A 16,147-nucleotide genomic window follows, 5' to 3' on the forward strand; every position below is an offset into this window, starting at 1 on the left:
CTGCGGATAGTGTAGCCGGGGCTGACTGAATGTCTCCTTGTGGCCTCGGCGGGCAACGCTAGTTGCCGCCGGTGCCGCCGCCGCTGGACTGGTCTTCGACGACGTAGTCGACCGTGGGCGACTGCGCCGACTCGACAGACTCACCGCAGAAGATCGTGTACGAGAGCTTGTACGTTGCAGCCGTCGTCGGCGACCAGGTGGTCGTCGTCGCGTTGACCGGTGTCTGCTGTGCGCCGTTCACGTAGAGGCTGCGACCGACGAGCTTCTGACCGGCCGGGCAGGTGGCCGACCCGAAGGTGATCGTGACCGGGGTGGCCGGGTTGGTCAGAGGCAGCGGGGTGGTCGGGTTCGCAGCGACGGTGTCGGTCGGGGTGGGAACGGGCGCTACCGGTCCCCAAACCTTCACCGTGATCATCGATCCCTTCGGAACCGGTCCGGTGGGGTTCACGGAGTAGACCGTGTTGACCTGGGCGTTCGTCGTCGCGGCATTGCCGGGCTGCACATTGGCGCTCATGCCGAGATCCTGGAGCTTCTGCCGTGCGGCATCCGCGGTGAGACCGTCGAAGTCGGCCTCGTTGATCGGAACCGTGTTGCTCGTGGGAGTGGGAGCCGGTGAGGACGGCGTCGGACTGGGCGCGCTCGATGAGGCGGGCGGCGACGAAGACGCCGGCGCATTCTTGTTGGGCTGGGCGACGAGCGCGATGATCGTTCCGATCAGCACGAGCGCGAGCAGCGCGATGAGGGCGATGAGCGGCCAGGTCCAGGGGCTGCGCTTCTTCGTCGTTGTCGAGGCCTGGGCTTCTTCGTCTTCGGCGTCGCCGGTGGCGGCGGGGAGGATGGTCGTGGCCTGGGTGGCCCCGCTCGGCGACGACGGCAGGAGCACTGTGGCGGATCCGGTGAGACCCGCCCCGCCGAGAATCGCGGGCACCGAGGCGGCCGCAGCCTGCACATCCCCGCGACGCAACGCCTGAGCGGCGCGGGCGAGGTGCGCGGCCGAAGCCGGCCGGTCGGCCGGGTTCTTCGCGATGCAGGCGAAGACGAGGTTGCGCACCGGCTCGGCCACAGTGGCCGGCAGTTCAGGCGGAGCCTCGTTGATCTGCGCCATGGCGATCGCCACCTGCGACTCGCCGGTGAACGGCCGGCGGCCGGCCAGGCATTCGTACGCCACGATCCCGAGCGAGTAGATGTCGGTGGTCGGCGACGCGGGATGCCCCGACGCCTGTTCGGGCGAGAGGTACTGCACGGTGCCCATGACCTGACCGGTAGCGGTGAGCGGAACCTGGTCGGCGATGCGGGCGATGCCGAAGTCGGTGATCTTGACCCGGCCGTCGGGCGTGATGAGGAGGTTGCCCGGCTTGATGTCGCGGTGCACGAGCCCGGCGGCGTGGGCGGCGTGCAGTGCGGCGGCGGTCTGGGCGACGATGTCGAGCGTCTTGTCGGTGCTGAGGACATGCTCGCGTTCAAGGATGGTGGAGAGAGCCTCGCCGGGGACGAGCTCCATCACGAGGAAGGCGCTGCCCTCCTCCTCGCCGTAGTCGAAGACGTTGGCGATGCCCTCATGGTTGACGAGGGCGGCGTGCCGAGCCTCGGCACGGAAGCGCTCGAGGAACCCGGGGTCGCCCAGGTACTCGTCTTTCAAGATCTTGATCGCGACGGTGCGCCCGATCACGAGGTCGGTGGCCTGCCAGACCTCGCCCATGCCGCCGATCGCGATCCGCGACTGCAGCTCGTAACGTCCCCCGAAGGTGAGCCCTGCTGTGGGTCTCATTTATTCAGCACCGCCTCTAGTACTTTTTTCGCGATCGGAGCGGCGATGGAGTTACCCGTGCCGTTCTGACCTTGTCCACCGCCATTTTCAACAACTACCGCCACAGCGAACTGAGGATCGTTGGCCGGAGCGAAACCCGTGAACCACAGCGTGTAAGGATCGTTCGCGCCGTTCTGCGCGGTTCCCGTCTTTCCGCCGACCGTGACCCCGTCTATTCTTGCATTGCTCGCCACGCCGTGATCGACGCCGTCGACCATCATCTGCTTGATCGTGTCGGCGTTCTGCTGGCTCAGGGCCTGATCGAGTTCTTTGGGCTGGAAACTCTCCAGCGTCTGCAGGTCGGACGAGCGGATCGAGTCGACGAGGTTGGGGTACATCACCTTGCCGCCGTTGGCGATTCCGGCGGAGACCATGGCCATCTGCAGCGGGGTGGCGCGGTCGTCGTACTGTCCGAAGGCGCCCTGCGCACGCTGCGCGTCGTCGGTGTAAAGCGGGTAGACGCTCTTCTCGACCGGGATCGGGATGCTCAGCGACTTGTTGAAGCCGAACTTCTCTGCCTGCGCGTGGATCGTCTCCGGGTCCATCTGGATGCCGAGCTCGGCGAACGGGATGTTGCAGGAGAGGATCTGCGCCGTCGCGATGGAGACGGTCGCTCCCGGGCCGCAGGTGCTGAAGTTGTCGTTCTTCACGACGGTGCTCGAACCCGGCAGCTCCAGCGAGGAGAGGTTCGGCAGCTGGCTGTCTTTCGTGTACTTGCCGCTGCCGAACGCGGCCGCGCTCATCACGGGCTTGAACGTGGAGCCCGGTGGGTTCAGGTTGCCGCCGATCGTGCGGTTGATGAGCGGATCGCCGGAGGCGTCGAGAAGCTCCTGGTAGAGGGCGTTGACCTTCGTCGTGTCATGCGACGCGAGCGCATTGGGATCGAAGTCGGGTTTGGACACCATCGCCAGGATGCGCCCGGTCTTCGGTTCGAGCAGCACCACGGCACCCTGGTAGTCGCCGAGAGCGTCGTATGCCGCCTTCTGAGCCACCGGGTCGATCGTCGTCTCGACGGAGGCCCCCTGCGGATTCTTGCCGGTGAGTATCGCGTTGACGCGGTCGAAGAACTGGGAGTTCGATGACCCGCTGAGTTTGTCGTTGAGGGCGCCCTCCAAGCCGGTCGCTTCGCCGTTGATCGGGAAGAAGCCGGTGACCGAGGAGTAGAGCGGGCCGTTGCTGTAGACGCGCTGGAACTTGTAGACGTCGGTGGTGGGCACCGACTGGGCCACAGGCTGGCCGGCCACCAGGATGGCGCCGCGTTGCTGAGAGTAGCTGTCGTTGCGCGCCCTGCTGTTGCGCGCATCCGCCGTGAGGGAGTCGGCCTGGAAGACCTGCAGGATCGATGTGGAGACGAGCAGCGCCAGGAACATGGCGAGCACGATCGTGCTGACGCGTTTGATCTCGCGATTCACTCAGCTCACCACCAGTCGGGGTTGGTTTCGAACGGTGTCGGACAGGCGCAGCAGGAGCGCCACGATGACCCAGTTGGCCACCAGGGAGGACCCGCCTGCGGCGAGGAACGGGGTGGTGAGCCCGGTGAGCGGGATCACGCGGGTGACCCCGCCGATCACGATGAAGCACTGCAGTGCGACCGTGAATGAGAGCCCGACGGCGAGGAGCTTGCCGAAGTCGTCTTGGCCGGCGAAACCGATCCGCAGACCCCGGGCGACGAACAGCAGGTAGAGCGCGAAGATCGCGAATAGGCCAGCGAGGCCGAGCTCCTCGCCGATGCTCGCGATGATGTAGTCGCTCTGCGACACGGGGGTGATCCATGGCTGCCCCTGCCCGAGACCGGTGCCGATGAGTCCGCCGTGCGCCAGACCGAACAGGCCCTGAACCAGCTGGAAGCTGCCGCCCTGCTCGTCGTAGACGTGCTGGGCGAAAGGGTTGAGCCAATTCTGGAAGCGATCGTTGACGTACGGCAGCACCTGACTGGCCACCACGGCGCCACCGACGATGAGCAGCGAACCGAGGATCACCCAACTGACCCGAGCGGTGGCCACGTAGATCATCACAAGGAACAGTCCGAAGATGAGGAGGCCGGTGCCGAGGTCGCGCTGGAAGACGATGACGGCCATCGACATCAGCCAGATGATGAGGATGGGGCCCAGGTCGCGCACGCGCGGGAACCGCATCCCGAGGAACTTCTTGCCCACCATCGCGAGCGAGTCGCGGCGCTGCACGAGGTACCCGGCGAAGAAGATGGCCAGGCAGAGCTTGGCGATCTCACCCGGCTGGAAGCTGAACGGGCCGATGCCGATCCAGACGCGGGCACCGGAGATGGTCTTGCCGATGCCGGGCAGCATCGGCAGCAGCAGCAGGAGCAGGGCCGCCAGCCCGAAGATGTAGGTGTAGCGCTGCAGCACGCGGTGGTTGCGGATGACCATGATCACGACGATCGCGCAGATGATCGCGATGGCACTCCACACGATCTGGCGCACACCGGCGCTGTCCCAGCCGCTGTAGCCGAAATGGATGTCGATGCGGTAGATCTCGGCGATGCCGATACCGTTCAGCACCGTGGCGATGGGGAGCAGGAACGGGTCGGCCTGGGGGGCGACGAAGCGGAGGGCGACGTGCATCCCGATAACGAGCACCGAGAGCCCGGCCCCGAGGTAGAGCAGCGTGAGGTCGACATGTCCGATGGCCCCGAGCTGCACCAGCACCACGGCGATGGCGTTGATGGCGCAGGCCGCGACGAGGAGGACGAGCTCCAGGTTGCGCTGCTTGGCGGGCAGGCGCAGCCGTTTGACCGTGCCGGTGGCCGGTCGAGTCGAGTCGATCACCGCGTTCTCACTTCTTGCTGGCATCGCTCAGCTGTTCCACGATCGATCGCGCCGATTGCAGCGTGTCGGCGTTGATGGTCTGTTCCACGAGCTGTTTGTCGTACGACGGGAGGTTGTCGAGCCTCACGCTCGACTCCTCATACACATGGGAGAGGCTGATCGGCCCCAGGCTCTGCTGCACACCCTGGAACACGGCGACGTTCCCCGACGGCGAGGCGCCGACGAAGTAGCGCGACTGCGTCCACTCGTACCCGAAGAGGGCGGCGAGGGCGATCGCCACCACGAGAACGATCACCCCGATCAGCCAGGTGAGCTTGCGGCGGCGCACGCGGCGCTGGTCTTCTTCGATGAGCTCGTCGAGGTAGTCCTCCGACTGCGGCTCAAAGTGCGTGGGTCCGGTGGCGGGCCGGATGGGGTGCAGTCGCAGCGAGGGCAGTCGCGTCGTGCGCGACGTGGGTTTGGCCTCGCCGCCGAAAGCCAGCGGTGCCGAGGCCGAGCCGACGGTGATCGGGTCTTTCATGACCTCGCCGGGGGCGACATCCGCGACATCGAGCAGCACGATCGTGACGTTGTCGGGCGCACCGGCGTCGAGGCTGAGCCGGACCATCTTCTCGGCGACCTGGCGGGGGGCGTCGCGGGAGGCGAGTGCGGCCTGAAGCTCGTCGTGTTTGACGACGCCGCTCAGCCCGTCGGAGCAGATGAGCCAACGGTCGCCCGGCCGGGTGTCGAGGGTCCACGTGTCGATCTCGGGGGAGGCGTCGACGTCACCGAGCACGCGCATCAGCACCGAGCGGCGCGGGTGCACCATCGCCTCTTCTTCGGTGATGCGCCCGCTGTCGACCAGGCGCTGCACGAACGTGTGGTCGGTGGAGACCTGCTTCAATGCGCCGTCGCGGAACAGGTAGATGCGGGAGTCGCCGATGTGGGCGAGCGCGATCTGATCGCCGACGCGGATGAGGGCGCTCACGGTCGTCCCCATGCCGGTGAGTTCCGGATGCTCGAACACCGTCTCGGCGAGCAGTGAGTTGGCCGCGATCAGTGCCGACTGCAGGGCGAACTCCGCCTCCGAGGCGGAGGCGTACTCCTTGTCGGCCTCGCGGATGCGGGTGACGGCGATCGCCGACGCGACGTCACCGCCGGCGTGGCCGCCCATCCCGTCGGCGACGACGAACAGGTCGCGCCCGGCATAGCCGGAGTCCTGGTTGTTCGCGCGGATCTTGCCGATGTGTGAGACGGCCGCCGCCCGGTTCGGAGCTGCCACGGCTTACCGTCGCAACTCGAACGTGGTCGTGCCGATCTTGATCGGGGTGTCGAGCGGGATCTGGGTGGGGACGGTCACACGCCGCCCGTCGAGGAAGGTGCCGTTCGTGGAGTCGAGGTCTTGGACCATCCACTCGTCGTTCCAGAGCAGCAGGCGCGCGTGGTGCGTGGAGGTGTAGTCGTCGCGGATCACCAGACCGGACTCGCTGGAGCGCCCGATGGTGATGGGGTCGCGCCCGAGGGGGAGCTCCGTTCCCTGGCGGGGTCCGGAGGTGATGACGAGGCGGCTGGCGGTGAGCACTGTGGCGTTCGGCCGCCCGCCCGAAACGATTGCGGAGTTCGCTCCCGACGGGAGGTTCGACGCGGGCGCGTGCTGCATCGTCGGTGCCGTGGCACCGGAGGTGGGCGCGGCGGGGAACGGTAATGCCGCGGCCGTCTGTTCGGGAAGCTTGCGCACGCGCTGCCCGAACAGGTCGGTGCGCAGCGCATAGACGATGCCGAACACGAACAACCACAGCAGAAGCAGGAAACCGAAACGCAGCACGAGGAGGGTGAGCTCGCTGGGGTTCACGATTCGCTCCAGAACCCGCCGACATCGGTTCGTCGTGTGGTGTCGTCCACCGGTGCCGCGACCGGACGTGTCGCCTGGGGCAGCACACGGAACACGATGCGGGTGCGACCGATCGTGATCACCGACTCGGGTTCGAGGATCGCCTTGCGGACAGGCTGACCGTTGAGGTGGGAACCGTTGGTGGAGCCGAGGTCTTGCACTTGGGCGCGTTGACCGTCCCAGATGATCTGCACATGTCGGCGCGAGATACCGGTGTCGTCGACCGTGATGTCGGCCTCGCTCCCACGGCCGATCACCGTCACGGAGTGGGTGAGCGGGTAGTGCTTGCCGTTGATGTCGAGCACCGGCGTCCAGGCGACGGAGCCTTTCACGTTCTCGGAGTCGACCTGCAGCATCCCCTCGGTTATCGACGCCTCCTCGACGAGGTCGATCGAGAGGCCGCCGGCGAACTGGTAGCCCTGGCTGCTCGCGTGCTTCTGAACGAAGGCGATCAGTTCGTCGGTGAGCGCAGCACCCATGCCGTGCATCCGCTTGTAGTCGCTGGGCGACATGCGCAGCACGAACCTATTCGGCGCCAGGATGCGATCCCGCGAGACGACGGCCGCCTTGGTGTCGAGTTCCCGCCGGAGCGCGCTGGTGAGCTCGACCGGTTGCAGCCCCGACCGAAAGGTCTTGGCGAACGCGCCGTTGACGGCACGTTCGAGACCTCTCTCGAAGTTGTCCAGTATGCCCACAGGTCTCCCGCTCCGGCTCGTCGACTATCAGCATGTTAGTCGGATCGAATGAGAAGCCACCCTAGCGCTCCCCCCGAATGTGCGGAGATCATTCCCGAGATTGAGTAGTCGAGCGGCCTCAGCATCCGCCCTCGAATTCTCGTTGATACCCTCGCCGTGCTATTCTCTCTGAGTTCGCGCGAGTGGCGGAATTGGCAGACGCGCTGGCTTCAGGTGCCAGTGCTCGAAAGGGCGTGGGGGTTCAAGTCCCCCCTCGCGCACAACGGTGTAGTTCAGGATTTCCGGGAGACCGGATCATGAAATGCTCCAAGCGAACGATGAAAGGCCGGTCTGACGGAAACGTCGGGCCGGCCTTTCTGTGTTGATCGCGCCGGAGTGTTCTCAGCGGCTGATCTCGCGTGCCTCTGCGTCGCCGGGGGGATGACGCGTACCGTCGAACATGTGGACAACCAGAGTGACGTTCGTGAGTTCCTCACGTCGAGGCGCATCGAAACCGACAGGAGCATCCAGTGAACATCGAACCCGCATCCTCCACCAGCAAGAACCCGCCCGAGCAGTTCGCCGGAGATGTCTGGCTCGACCCCATCGCGCTCCCACACGATGGTGACCAGCGGATGGTCGTCGCGACCGTCCGTTTCGCGCCCGGCGCCCGCACCGCCTGGCACTCCCACGCCCGTGGTCAGTATCTCCGTGTCACCCAGGGTGTCGCCCGGTTCGGCAGTCGTGACGGAACGATCGTCGACGTCCACGCCGGACAGACCATTTACACCCCGCCCGGCGAGGAGCATTGGCACGCCGCGGCACCCGGATGCTTCATGGAGCACATCGCGATGCTCGAGAACGCCGACGACCCGGCCACAACCACCGTCTGGCTCGAACACATCACCGACGACGAGTTCAACGGCACAGGTCAGGCATGACCCGACCCCTCTCGATGGCGAGCCCCGGGAGCGAGCTCAGCGCTTGCGAATGACGGTGGTGGCCACGGCTCCGAGCAGGGACAGGGCCGCAGCGCCGATGAACAGCCAGGAGAAGCCGTTCGACAGTGCTGTGACGTGGGCGGTGTCCGCGGCGAGTTCGGCGGCGGTGCGGGTGGCGGCGAGTGTGCCGAGAACGGCGAGGCCGAGGGCGCCGCCGATCTGCTGGCTGGTGTTCACCATGCCGCTGGCGAGACCCGACTCTGACGCCGACGTTCCGTCGACGGCGAGCTGGGTCGCGGTGATGAACCCTGCACCGAGGGCTGCTCCGATGACGATGCTCGGGCCGAGAAGTCCGCCGACGAAGCCGGCATGTGGGCCGGCCGCGGCGAGCCAGACGAGTCCGCCGGCCAGGGCCACGAGCGCCGTGATGAGGGTGGGGCGCAATCCGACTGTGGCGACAATGGGCGGCACGACTCCGGCGACGACGACCAGGGCGCCGGCGAGGGGGAGCTGGCTGATTCCGGCGGTGAGGGCGTCGTAGTGGAGTACTTCCTGCAGGTAGACGGACAGTGCGAAGAAGAGCGCAGTAGTGGCGCCCCCGGCGAGGAGCATCACAATGTTGCCCGTGGCGGCCTCTCGGTTGAGAAAGAAGCGGAAGGGCACGAGGGGATGCTCGGCGCGGCGTTCGACGAGCACGAACGCTGTGAGCAGGGCGGCCGCCGCCACTGCGAGGGTGAGAGTCACCGGGTTGGACCAACCGAGCTGCCCGGCTGAGCTGAGGGCGGCGACGACGGCGGTGAGCCCGGTCGTGATGGTGGCGGCCCCCGCGACATCCATGCGCTGCCGCGCGCCGCGCGGGTCGCGGGTGACGAGGGTGGGGATGGTGGCCAGCACGACAAGGCCGACCGGGATGTTGACGAAGAACACAGCCTGCCAGCCGAACAGGGCGGTGAGGATGCCGCCGAGTAGCACGCCGGCGGCGCTGCCGATCCCGGCGACCGCCCCCCAGACGCCGAGGGCCTTCGCGCGGTCACTGGCCGTGGTGAAGAGCTGGGTCACCAGGGCGAGGGATGCGGGGGCCAGCAACGCGGCCGAGGCGCCCTGGACAGCCCGAGCGGCCAGGAGCATCCCGCCGGTCTCCGACAGTCCGGCCAGGGCGGAGGCCGCCACGAATCCGGCGACGCCGACCAGGAAGAGCCTGCGGTGTCCGTAGCGGTCAGCGAGACGTCCGCCGAGCAGCAGGAGTCCGCCGAAGGGGAGCACATACGCGGTGATCACCCAGGCCAGGGCAGTGGTGTCGAGGTGGAGGCGTCCGCCGAGAGAGGGGAGCGCGATGTTGACGATGGAGGCGTCCAGCACCACCAGGAACTGTGCCAGGGCGAGCACAGTGAGGGCCCACCAGCGGCGGGTGCTCCTCGTGGAGCCGGGGATGAGCGTTGTCACGGGCATTTCCTTTCGATGGTGAGTGACTGATCAGTCACTCCTGCGGGAGAGAAAAAAGGTGGCCGAAGCCGTCGTTTGTCGAGGGTCAGGGGTGCCGGATGCCGGCGGTGAGAATGCGAGCCCAGTCGGAGGCCTCCGCCTCGATTCCGGTTGTGACGATGAGGTGGCAGAGCTGTCCGATCGCCATGAAGCGCTGCACATCGTCGTCGGATGCGCCCGAGCGCGTTTTCGCGAACCGGGTGATGCGCGCGAGCCCGCGGCGCAGGCTCGCGCGGATCTCTGGAACATCGGCCGCCGATTGGGCGTGCACCTGCATCATGAGCAGCGAGCGGTCGGCAATGAGCTCGGCGTACGTGCCGCCCATCGCGTCGAGGATGCCGGCGGGCGTCGGCTCGGCACCGGCAGCCGCCCCCGCCTCAAGGGCCTGTTCGATCAGATCGAAGCAGCGTTCGAGGGCGGCGACGAAGAGCGTCTCCTTGCCGGGGAAGAGCTTGAAAACGTAAGCCGACGAGATGTTCGCATGGGTCGCGACGGCGGAGATCGGCGTGCCGAGGTAGCCCGATCGCCCGAACACTTCGATGGCGCTCGCGATCACGGTCTCCCGGCGCTCGTCGGCGGTCGAGAGTGTGGAGCGTGCAGTCGGCGACATGTGAGTGACTGTACACTCACTCTCTCTCGGGTGTCAAGCTCGACCGTCTCTCTCGACCGTCTCTCTCGACCGTCACGACCCGGCTCCCACCGCCGCGGCAACATCCTCGGCGACGAGGTCGGCATTCACTCCCGCGCCCGCGAGTGCGCCGGACGCCATCGACCCCGGAACGGTCGCGCCGGGGTTCACCACATTCCCAGCGGCCCAGACACCCGGGTGGGAGGTTCGACCGGTCGGGTCGTCGAGTGTCCATCCGGTGCCGAGGCGGTCGAGCAATTCGGAGGCGGGCAGCGGAGTCGTGCCGACGAAGATCGCGTCGAGCGCGACCACCTCTCCTTCGGCCGTCTCGATGCCGGCGAGAGTGCCGCCCTCGTCGACCACGCGTTCGAGCCGGCGGCGTTCGACGCGGATGCCACGCGCCGTGAGCGCGGCGAGATCCGCATCGGCCGGCTCGAGATCACCGCCTGTGAAGTACGTGACGTCGGCCGACAGCTGCCGCAGAAGCTGCGCCTGGTGCAGGCTGAACTCGGAGGTCGCCAGCACGCCGAGGCGTCGGTCGCGCACCTCCCAGCCGTCGCAGTACGGGCAGGTCACCACCCCGGTGCCCCAGTGCTCGGCCAACCCGGGCAACGCCGGAAGCCCGTCACGCATCCCGGATGCGACCACCAGTCGCCGCGCCCATTCGCGTTCGCCGGAGGCGGTGGTCACGAGGAGGCCGCCGCCTTGTCGTTCCACATCGACAGCGCGGGCCAGGCGGATGCTGCCGCCATACGCTTCGACTTCGCGACGTCCGTCTGCCAGGAGCCGCAGCGGTGAAGCGCCGTCGCGTCCGAGCACGCCGTGCATGTGCGGGGCGACACCATTGCGCGGCTCGCCGGTGTGGAGCACCAGCACGCGGCGGCGTGAGCGGACGAGCATGAGGGCTGCGCTGAGTCCGGCGCTTCCCCCTCCGACGATGAGGGCATCCCAGGCTGTTTCGTTCATGCTCTCAGCCTCGACGAAGGCCCGGAGAATTGGCAATTCGGTTTGCTATTCTGGCAACATGACTGGAGGGCGGGATACATCCGACGATGGCGAACTCGGTCGCGTGCTCGACCTCGTCGCACCCCGCCTGCGTGCCCTCCGCCGGCATCGCGAGTCGACGCTGGCGGAGATCGCGGAAGCCACCGGCATCTCGGTGAGCACTCTCTCCCGGCTGGAGTCGGGGCTGCGACGGCCGACGCTCGAGCTTCTGCTCCCGCTCGCGAAGGTGTACCGGGTGCCGCTCGATGAACTCGTCGGTGCGCCGGCGACGGGAGATCCGCGCATCCACCCGCGCCCGGTGCGCCGCGAGGGGCGCACCTACGTTCCGCTGACCCGCGGATCGGGAAGCCTCAACGCGTTCAAACAGTTGATGCCGGGGCGCAAGCCCGGCGTGAAGGAGCAGCGGCGGGTCCACGACGGCTACGAGTGGGTGTATGTGCTCAGCGGCAGTCTGCTGCTCGGACTCGGTGAGGAGGAGCATGTGCTCGTCGCCGGCGAAGCGGCGGAGTTCGATACGCGCACCCCGCATTCGCTTGGGAGCGCGACCGCAGAGCCGGTGGAAGTGATCAGCCTCTTCAGCCGTCAGGGCGAGTCGGTGCACCTGCGCGAACTCTGACCCGGCGCACTGCTTAGACTCGACGCGTGCAGGAAGACGTGCCCGTTCTCAGCGAGGGGCTGTTCGAAGTGTTCGGCGGAGGCAGCTGGGTGTTCCTCCCGGCGGCGCCCGTGCACGTCGTCGCCGCGGCGCTCAGAGCGGATGTGGTGAGCGACGGGCATCCCTGGGGCGAGAACCCGCATGTCGGGGAGGGAGCTTCGGTGCTTGTGCTCACGGCGCCGATCAACGGCTGGATGCTGCTGCAGGGTGCGAGCGAGACGGTCGGCGGGGCCGCCGCCACCCTCAGTGAGCGGCAGCCGGTCTTCCGCGCCACGATCGACGTTCGGCTGCCGACGATGTCGTGGGCCTACCTCGACGGGGGGATGCCGATGCGCACCGTATCGGTGGAGCTGGGCGACGAGGGCGATCTCGTCACGCGCACCGCCGGCGACCCGCTACCGTTCGAGAGCGAGCACCTGGTCTGCCCGACCTCCGAGTACGGCTACGACAGCTACTTCTATCCGGTCGCGATCCTCGGCCACCACGGCCTCGGACTCGGTTCGCTCGAGGAGGCGCTGCTCCGCCCGAGCGTCACCCTGCGGTTGCCGTGACCCGGTAGCGCAGGAAGACGGTCCCGTCGGCGAAACGGCGTTCGTCACGCAGACGCAACGGGACGACGAGATCGCGCGGTAGTGCGGGCGTGCCGCCACCGACAGCGACCGGTACCAGGAACAGCTGCACCTCATCCACCAGCCCTGCGCGGAAGGCCGCGGTGGCGATGGTCGGTCCACCGATGCTGACGTCGTGGTCGGCGGAGTCGAGGAGAGCGCGAATCGCGCCCGGGTCGAATGTCGTTTCGATGCGGGTGCGGGGTGTGGTGGCATCGCCGAGGGTGGAGGAGTAGACGACCTTGTCGGCGCGACGCCAGAGGTCGCCGAAGTCCGCGATGACCGGGACGTCACCGGGATCGGAACCCAGGGTCTGCCATACGCGCATCGTCTCGTACATTCGGCGCCCGTAGAGGTAGGTGCCGACCCCGCGCTGCTCATCGTTGACGAAGGCGTGGACTTCTTCGCTCGGCGCGGCCCAGTCGAAGCCTCCGTCGGCGTCGGCCGTGTAGCCATCGAGTGAGGAGATCGCAGAAAAGAGGAGTCTGGTCATTGGGGGCCTCCCGCCATGACTCTAGGCAGTGGGCGACGATTCCGCTAGCTCCGCTCCGGCCTGCCTCACTCACGAAGGAGCGCGCGCATCTGGCAGGCGTGACCCTACGCCTGCGGGAAGAGCGCGGCCAGTGCGTGGATCTCGTTGCTGAAGAACAGTGGCACGACTACGTCGAGCAGTAGTGCGATCCCCAGCGTGAGTGCTACGGCACCAGCCGCGACGATGACGAGTGCCGTGAACAGCCGAAGGTAGGCGTTCTCGGCGATCACAGCGAACGCCCCCCGCGCTCGCGTGACCTGCGGAACCGCTCCGGTCAAAGGAAGGTGGTGGTTCAGCGTCGTCATGGTGGTGCTCCCCTCGGTGGCCGACTGTTCTAGTCAAGACGTCGAGCGGGAGAAGGGCATCCACCCGCGGTCGGGGTGCCGTCATCCGTCGGTATGATTCCCGTGCAGCAGTTCGGTGGGGGGAAGGATCGGAATGTCGAAGTCGAGGGCGTCGCTGTGGATCGGGGTCGGCGCGTTCCTTACCGCGCTCTGTCTCGGCGTCGGGGTCACCGCATTGGTGCTGGTGCTTCAGGCGCAGGCGGCCACGGCGCCGGCAACGCAGGTCTCCGCCTACCTGGCCGACGTGAAGAATGGGGATGTCGAGGGCGCGATGAAACTCGACGGAACTCCGTCGCGCTCCGACGAGGTGCTGCTCACGAACAAGGCGTACGCGAACGTGGGCGACCGGATCACCGGCTACCGCATCCTCGGAACGCAGACGAGCGGCTCGACGGCAACGGTCGAGGCTGAGATCACGCAGAAGAGCGGAACGAGCAAGGCCGGATTCACCCTCGTGCGCGGGGCCGGATCGCCGCTCGGCCTCGCCGGCATCGAGAATTGGAAGCTCAAGCCGGTGACGCTGAACCAGGCGAGCGTCACACTCGGCGCCCCCGGCCGCCTCGACGCGACCGTCGCCGGTGTGCCCCTCGGCTGGAAGGGCGTCATGCGCGAGCTGCACGTCTTTCCGGGGCAGTATGAACTCGATGTCTCCACCACGAGCCCGTGGTTCACTCTCGACGGCACGACATTCCGTGTTCCCGGGTTCGGCGGCACCCAGAAGGTTCAGGTGGCCGCGGCCCTGACTCAGAAAGGCAAAGACGCCGCGATCGCTGCGGGGAACGCCTGGCTCGACGCGTGCGCCGCGAGCACAGTGCCCCAACCCTCCAACTGTTCGTTCGGACTGAAGAACGGTCCGGCTGCCGGCGAGACCTGGACGAACGGCTCGTGGACGGTGTTGACGAGGCCGACGCTCACGCTCGGCGAGTGGGACTTCGGATGCCGCACGGAGTACATGATGGATGGGAGCGCCGGTGGCTGCTGGCCGCTCGGATCGAGCACACCGGGAACGGTGACGTTCAGCGCGAACTACAGCATCGCTGCCACCGGCGAGAGTGGAAATCTGACAACGGACTCGCCCCTCGACGCGAAAGTCGAGGGATCCGTCGTCGGTTTCACCGACACGACGGCGATCTTCGACTCGGTCGGCTGGAAGTAGCGGCTCGGGATCCCGCCCGGGCTCACGGAAGCGGGTGGGACTCCCATTCGTGCGCGAGAGGGAGAGGGGCGCTGGGCAGGGGACCCCACGCATCCCAGTCGGCGTCGAACGGGAAGGAGTGTGCGTCGACCGCGTCGATCGCGCCCTGCCGCGCGGCCTCCACCTCGGCCAGCCGTTCGGCGTCGAACTTTCCGGTCTCGCCTGCCCACGCCAGCTCGTCCTCGTCTTTGAGGGTGTGGCTGCCATCGGGTTCGGCGATCACGTCGAGGATCCAGTCGGCGGTGTCGAACCCGATCGGCGTGCGAAGCCACGGCGACTCGAGGTTCACGTAGGAGTGCTGCGTCCATCCGTCGGCCGTGAACCAGCGCCAGGTCGACCAGGGCTGACCCGGGATGTGGACCCGCAGCACGCCGTCGCCCGTCCAAATGCGCTCGACGTAGCTACCATTCCACCCGTCGGGGACCATGTTGCGGCCGCGCGGGCCGCCGCGTTCGCCGAGCGCGATGCGTCCGACGGTTCCGGCCGGCTGCCAGAGCGCGATGCAGCGGTTCGAGTCTTCCAGCACGTAGTGCTCGTACGCACTGCTGATGCGGTCGTCGGAGATCCAGCGGAGGAGGGCGGTGCGGTGTTGCGGCATGCGCAGAAGCTTAGGGCAGACGCACTCTAGAGCGGATGTGCCGAGAGCCAGCGGAGCACCTGCTGCGCGTGCGTGTTCGGCGGGAAGATCGGGTAGAACGCGTGCTCGATCGTGCCCTCGCGGAGCACCAGAGTCAGACGGCTGTAGAGGCGCATCCCGCCGGCCTCGAAAGTGGGGAGGCTGAGGGCGTCGGCGAGTTCGTGCCGTTCGTCCGAGATCATGGGGAAAGGCAGCTGCAGGCGCTCGACGACCTCGTGCTGGTAGTCCACCTGCTGGCTCGAGAATCCGTAGACGGCGTCGACACCGGCCGCGCGCAGGTCGTCGTACTGGTCGCGGAAGTCGCAGGCCTCCGTCGAGCATCCACGGGCCCCCGGGATCGCGTCCCAGCCGTCGGGCAGGTCGACGCCCGGCCTGCCGGTGAGGGGGTAGAGGTAGACGATGGTGCGGCCCCGGCCGAGCCGGGCGAGGTCGATCCGGCCGCCATCGGAGGTGGGGAGTGCCAGTGGCGGGATCGGCAGTCCCGGCAGGTGATCGGCGGCTCCGTCGTCGTGCGGTCGGGGAAGGTTCGAGGGGAGCCTCGTGAAGTCGGCCGGTCGGGTCGGCTCGGGCGGCGCGGTCGGGAACCCACGGGAAGCGCTTTCGTCGAGGCGGCCGGCGAGCAGGTCGCGTCGGGCGGTGAGTTCGGCGATCGTGCGGTCGAGTTCGGCGATGCCGGCGCGGTAAGCGGCAAGGGAGGCCGGGCATTCGTCGCTGTGCTCGTGCCCGGTGTCGAGACATTCGATGAACGGGGTGGCCCGGCTCGGCGCGATTCCGGAGGCGGCGAGCTTCCGGATCTCGGCGACGGCACGCAGATGGTCGTCGCTGTACTCGCGGTACCCGTTCGGGAGCCGCTCGGGCACGACGAGCCCCAGGCTCTCGTAGTAGCGAACGGCCTTCACCGTCACGCCGGCGCGCTCGGCGAGTTCACTGATCTGCATGGCGACCTCCGCCCACAGCGTAAACCTTGACCCACGGGTCAAGCG

The 16,147-nt window shown here is 67.5% G+C and carries 17 protein-coding genes and 1 tRNA gene; 5 read left to right on the top strand and 13 right to left on the bottom strand.

Going from position 1 to position 16,147, the window contains the following annotated elements; translation table 11 throughout:
- Positions 1–58: 58 nt before the first annotated feature.
- Genes K5L49_RS12210 through K5L49_RS12235 form a run of 6 tightly spaced genes read right to left on the bottom strand, consistent with a single transcriptional unit; the run spans position 59 to position 7,158 of the window.
- A complete protein-coding gene (locus tag K5L49_RS12210) occupies positions 59–1,768 on the bottom strand; it encodes a serine/threonine-protein kinase (protein WP_223693089.1) in 1,710 nt (569 codons plus the stop codon).
- On the bottom strand, positions 1,765–3,219 hold the full coding sequence (locus K5L49_RS12215) for a peptidoglycan D,D-transpeptidase FtsI family protein (RefSeq protein ID WP_223693090.1): 1,455 nt from the start codon (positions 3,217–3,219) through the stop codon (positions 1,765–1,767). The genes K5L49_RS12210 and K5L49_RS12215 overlap by 4 nt, the downstream gene beginning before the upstream one ends.
- Positions 3,220–4,617 (bottom strand): FtsW/RodA/SpoVE family cell cycle protein, encoded by a 1,398-nt coding sequence (locus K5L49_RS12220; protein ID WP_223693092.1) that lies wholly within the window; start codon positions 4,615–4,617, stop codon positions 3,220–3,222.
- Positions 4,601–5,854 (bottom strand): PP2C family protein-serine/threonine phosphatase, encoded by a 1,254-nt coding sequence (locus tag K5L49_RS12225; protein WP_223693093.1) that lies wholly within the window; start codon positions 5,852–5,854, stop codon positions 4,601–4,603. Before K5L49_RS12225 ends, K5L49_RS12220 begins: the two co-directional genes overlap by 17 nt.
- 3 nt (positions 5,855–5,857) lie before the next feature.
- The gene (locus K5L49_RS12230; RefSeq protein ID WP_223693095.1) at positions 5,858–6,424 is read right to left on the bottom strand and encodes an FHA domain-containing protein FhaB/FipA; all 567 of its coding nucleotides are present in this window, start codon (positions 6,422–6,424) and stop codon (positions 5,858–5,860) included.
- Positions 6,421–7,158, bottom strand: coding sequence for an FhaA domain-containing protein (locus K5L49_RS12235; protein ID WP_223693096.1), 738 nt, complete (start codon positions 7,156–7,158; stop codon positions 6,421–6,423). Before K5L49_RS12235 ends, K5L49_RS12230 begins: the two co-directional genes overlap by 4 nt.
- A gap of 176 nt (positions 7,159–7,334) precedes the next feature.
- On the opposite strand from K5L49_RS12235, the gene K5L49_RS12240 reads away from it, so the two are divergent.
- Positions 7,335–7,418: transfer RNA gene (locus tag K5L49_RS12240), tRNA-Leu, on the top strand.
- A 249-nt stretch (positions 7,419–7,667) separates the two neighbouring features.
- Positions 7,668–8,078, top strand: coding sequence for a (R)-mandelonitrile lyase (locus tag K5L49_RS12245; protein ID WP_223693098.1), 411 nt, complete (start codon positions 7,668–7,670; stop codon positions 8,076–8,078).
- Between the two features lie 36 nt (positions 8,079–8,114).
- On the opposite strand, the gene K5L49_RS12250 is transcribed toward K5L49_RS12245, so the two are convergent.
- From K5L49_RS12250 to K5L49_RS12260, 3 genes are all read right to left on the bottom strand, one after another.
- Positions 8,115–9,521, bottom strand: a complete 1,407-nt coding sequence (locus tag K5L49_RS12250; RefSeq protein ID WP_223693100.1) for an MFS transporter — start codon at positions 9,519–9,521, stop codon at positions 8,115–8,117.
- A gap of 85 nt (positions 9,522–9,606) precedes the next feature.
- On the bottom strand, positions 9,607–10,170 hold the full coding sequence (locus tag K5L49_RS12255) for a TetR/AcrR family transcriptional regulator (RefSeq protein WP_223693102.1): 564 nt from the start codon (positions 10,168–10,170) through the stop codon (positions 9,607–9,609).
- A 72-nt stretch (positions 10,171–10,242) separates the two neighbouring features.
- Positions 10,243–11,154, bottom strand: coding sequence for an NAD(P)/FAD-dependent oxidoreductase (locus tag K5L49_RS12260; protein ID WP_223693104.1), 912 nt, complete (start codon positions 11,152–11,154; stop codon positions 10,243–10,245).
- Positions 11,155–11,212: 58 nt separating this feature from the next.
- On the opposite strand from K5L49_RS12260, the gene K5L49_RS12265 reads away from it, so the two are divergent.
- On the top strand, positions 11,213–11,809 hold the full coding sequence (locus tag K5L49_RS12265) for a helix-turn-helix domain-containing protein (protein ID WP_223693105.1): 597 nt from the start codon (positions 11,213–11,215) through the stop codon (positions 11,807–11,809).
- Between the two features lie 26 nt (positions 11,810–11,835).
- Positions 11,836–12,399: a hypothetical protein gene (locus K5L49_RS12270; RefSeq protein WP_223693107.1), complete on the top strand. Its 564-nt coding sequence runs from the start codon at positions 11,836–11,838 to the stop codon at positions 12,397–12,399.
- Here K5L49_RS12270 and K5L49_RS12275 read toward each other — a convergent pair.
- Positions 12,380–12,949 carry a dihydrofolate reductase family protein gene (locus tag K5L49_RS12275; protein ID WP_223693109.1) on the bottom strand — a complete coding sequence of 190 codons (570 nt, stop codon included), beginning with the start codon at positions 12,947–12,949 and terminating at the stop codon, positions 12,380–12,382. The genes K5L49_RS12270 and K5L49_RS12275 overlap by 20 nt on opposite strands.
- Before the next feature lie 104 nt (positions 12,950–13,053).
- A complete protein-coding gene (locus K5L49_RS12280; protein ID WP_223693111.1) occupies positions 13,054–13,293 on the bottom strand; it encodes a hypothetical protein in 240 nt (79 codons plus the stop codon).
- Between the two features lie 133 nt (positions 13,294–13,426).
- On the opposite strand from K5L49_RS12280, the gene K5L49_RS12285 reads away from it, so the two are divergent.
- Complete coding sequence (locus K5L49_RS12285) at positions 13,427–14,488, top strand: hypothetical protein (RefSeq protein WP_223693113.1); 1,062 nt, start codon at positions 13,427–13,429, stop codon at positions 14,486–14,488.
- Positions 14,489–14,510: 22 nt separating this feature from the next.
- Here K5L49_RS12285 and K5L49_RS12290 read toward each other — a convergent pair whose 3' ends face one another.
- Both K5L49_RS12290 and K5L49_RS12295 read right to left on the bottom strand, forming a co-directional pair.
- Positions 14,511–15,125, bottom strand: a complete 615-nt coding sequence (locus K5L49_RS12290; protein WP_223693114.1) for a DUF402 domain-containing protein — start codon at positions 15,123–15,125, stop codon at positions 14,511–14,513.
- Positions 15,126–15,151: 26 nt separating this feature from the next.
- Positions 15,152–16,102 carry a MerR family transcriptional regulator gene (locus tag K5L49_RS12295; protein WP_223693116.1) on the bottom strand — a complete coding sequence of 317 codons (951 nt, stop codon included), beginning with the start codon at positions 16,100–16,102 and terminating at the stop codon, positions 15,152–15,154.
- Positions 16,103–16,147: the final 45 nt, after the last annotated feature.

It is taken from the genome of Leifsonia poae (assembly GCF_020009625.1).
GTDB classification, from domain to species: Bacteria; Actinomycetota; Actinomycetes; order Actinomycetales; family Microbacteriaceae; genus Leifsonia; species Leifsonia poae_A.

Excerpts from the sequence above, each read along its gene's own strand:
- K5L49_RS12280 (WP_223693111.1), bottom strand. The coding sequence starts at position 13,293 with ATGACGACGCTGAACCACCACCTTCCTTTGACCGGAGCGGTTCCGCAG.
- K5L49_RS12295 (WP_223693116.1), bottom strand. The coding sequence starts at position 16,102 with ATGCAGATCAGTGAACTCGCCGAGCGCGCCGGCGTGACGGTGAAGGCC.
- K5L49_RS12210 (WP_223693089.1), bottom strand. The coding sequence starts at position 1,768 with ATGAGACCCACAGCAGGGCTCACCTTCGGGGGACGTTACGAGCTGCAG.
- K5L49_RS12290 (WP_223693114.1), bottom strand. The coding sequence starts at position 15,125 with ATGCCGCAACACCGCACCGCCCTCCTCCGCTGGATCTCCGACGACCGC.
- K5L49_RS12260 (WP_223693104.1), bottom strand. The coding sequence starts at position 11,154 with ATGAACGAAACAGCCTGGGATGCCCTCATCGTCGGAGGGGGAAGCGCC.
- K5L49_RS12255 (WP_223693102.1), bottom strand. The coding sequence starts at position 10,170 with ATGTCGCCGACTGCACGCTCCACACTCTCGACCGCCGACGAGCGCCGG.
- K5L49_RS12220 (WP_223693092.1), bottom strand. The coding sequence starts at position 4,617 with ATGCCAGCAAGAAGTGAGAACGCGGTGATCGACTCGACTCGACCGGCC.
- K5L49_RS12285 (WP_223693113.1), top strand. The coding sequence starts at position 13,427 with ATGTCGAAGTCGAGGGCGTCGCTGTGGATCGGGGTCGGCGCGTTCCTT.
- K5L49_RS12265 (WP_223693105.1), top strand. The coding sequence starts at position 11,213 with ATGACTGGAGGGCGGGATACATCCGACGATGGCGAACTCGGTCGCGTG.
- K5L49_RS12275 (WP_223693109.1), bottom strand. The coding sequence starts at position 12,949 with ATGACCAGACTCCTCTTTTCTGCGATCTCCTCACTCGATGGCTACACG.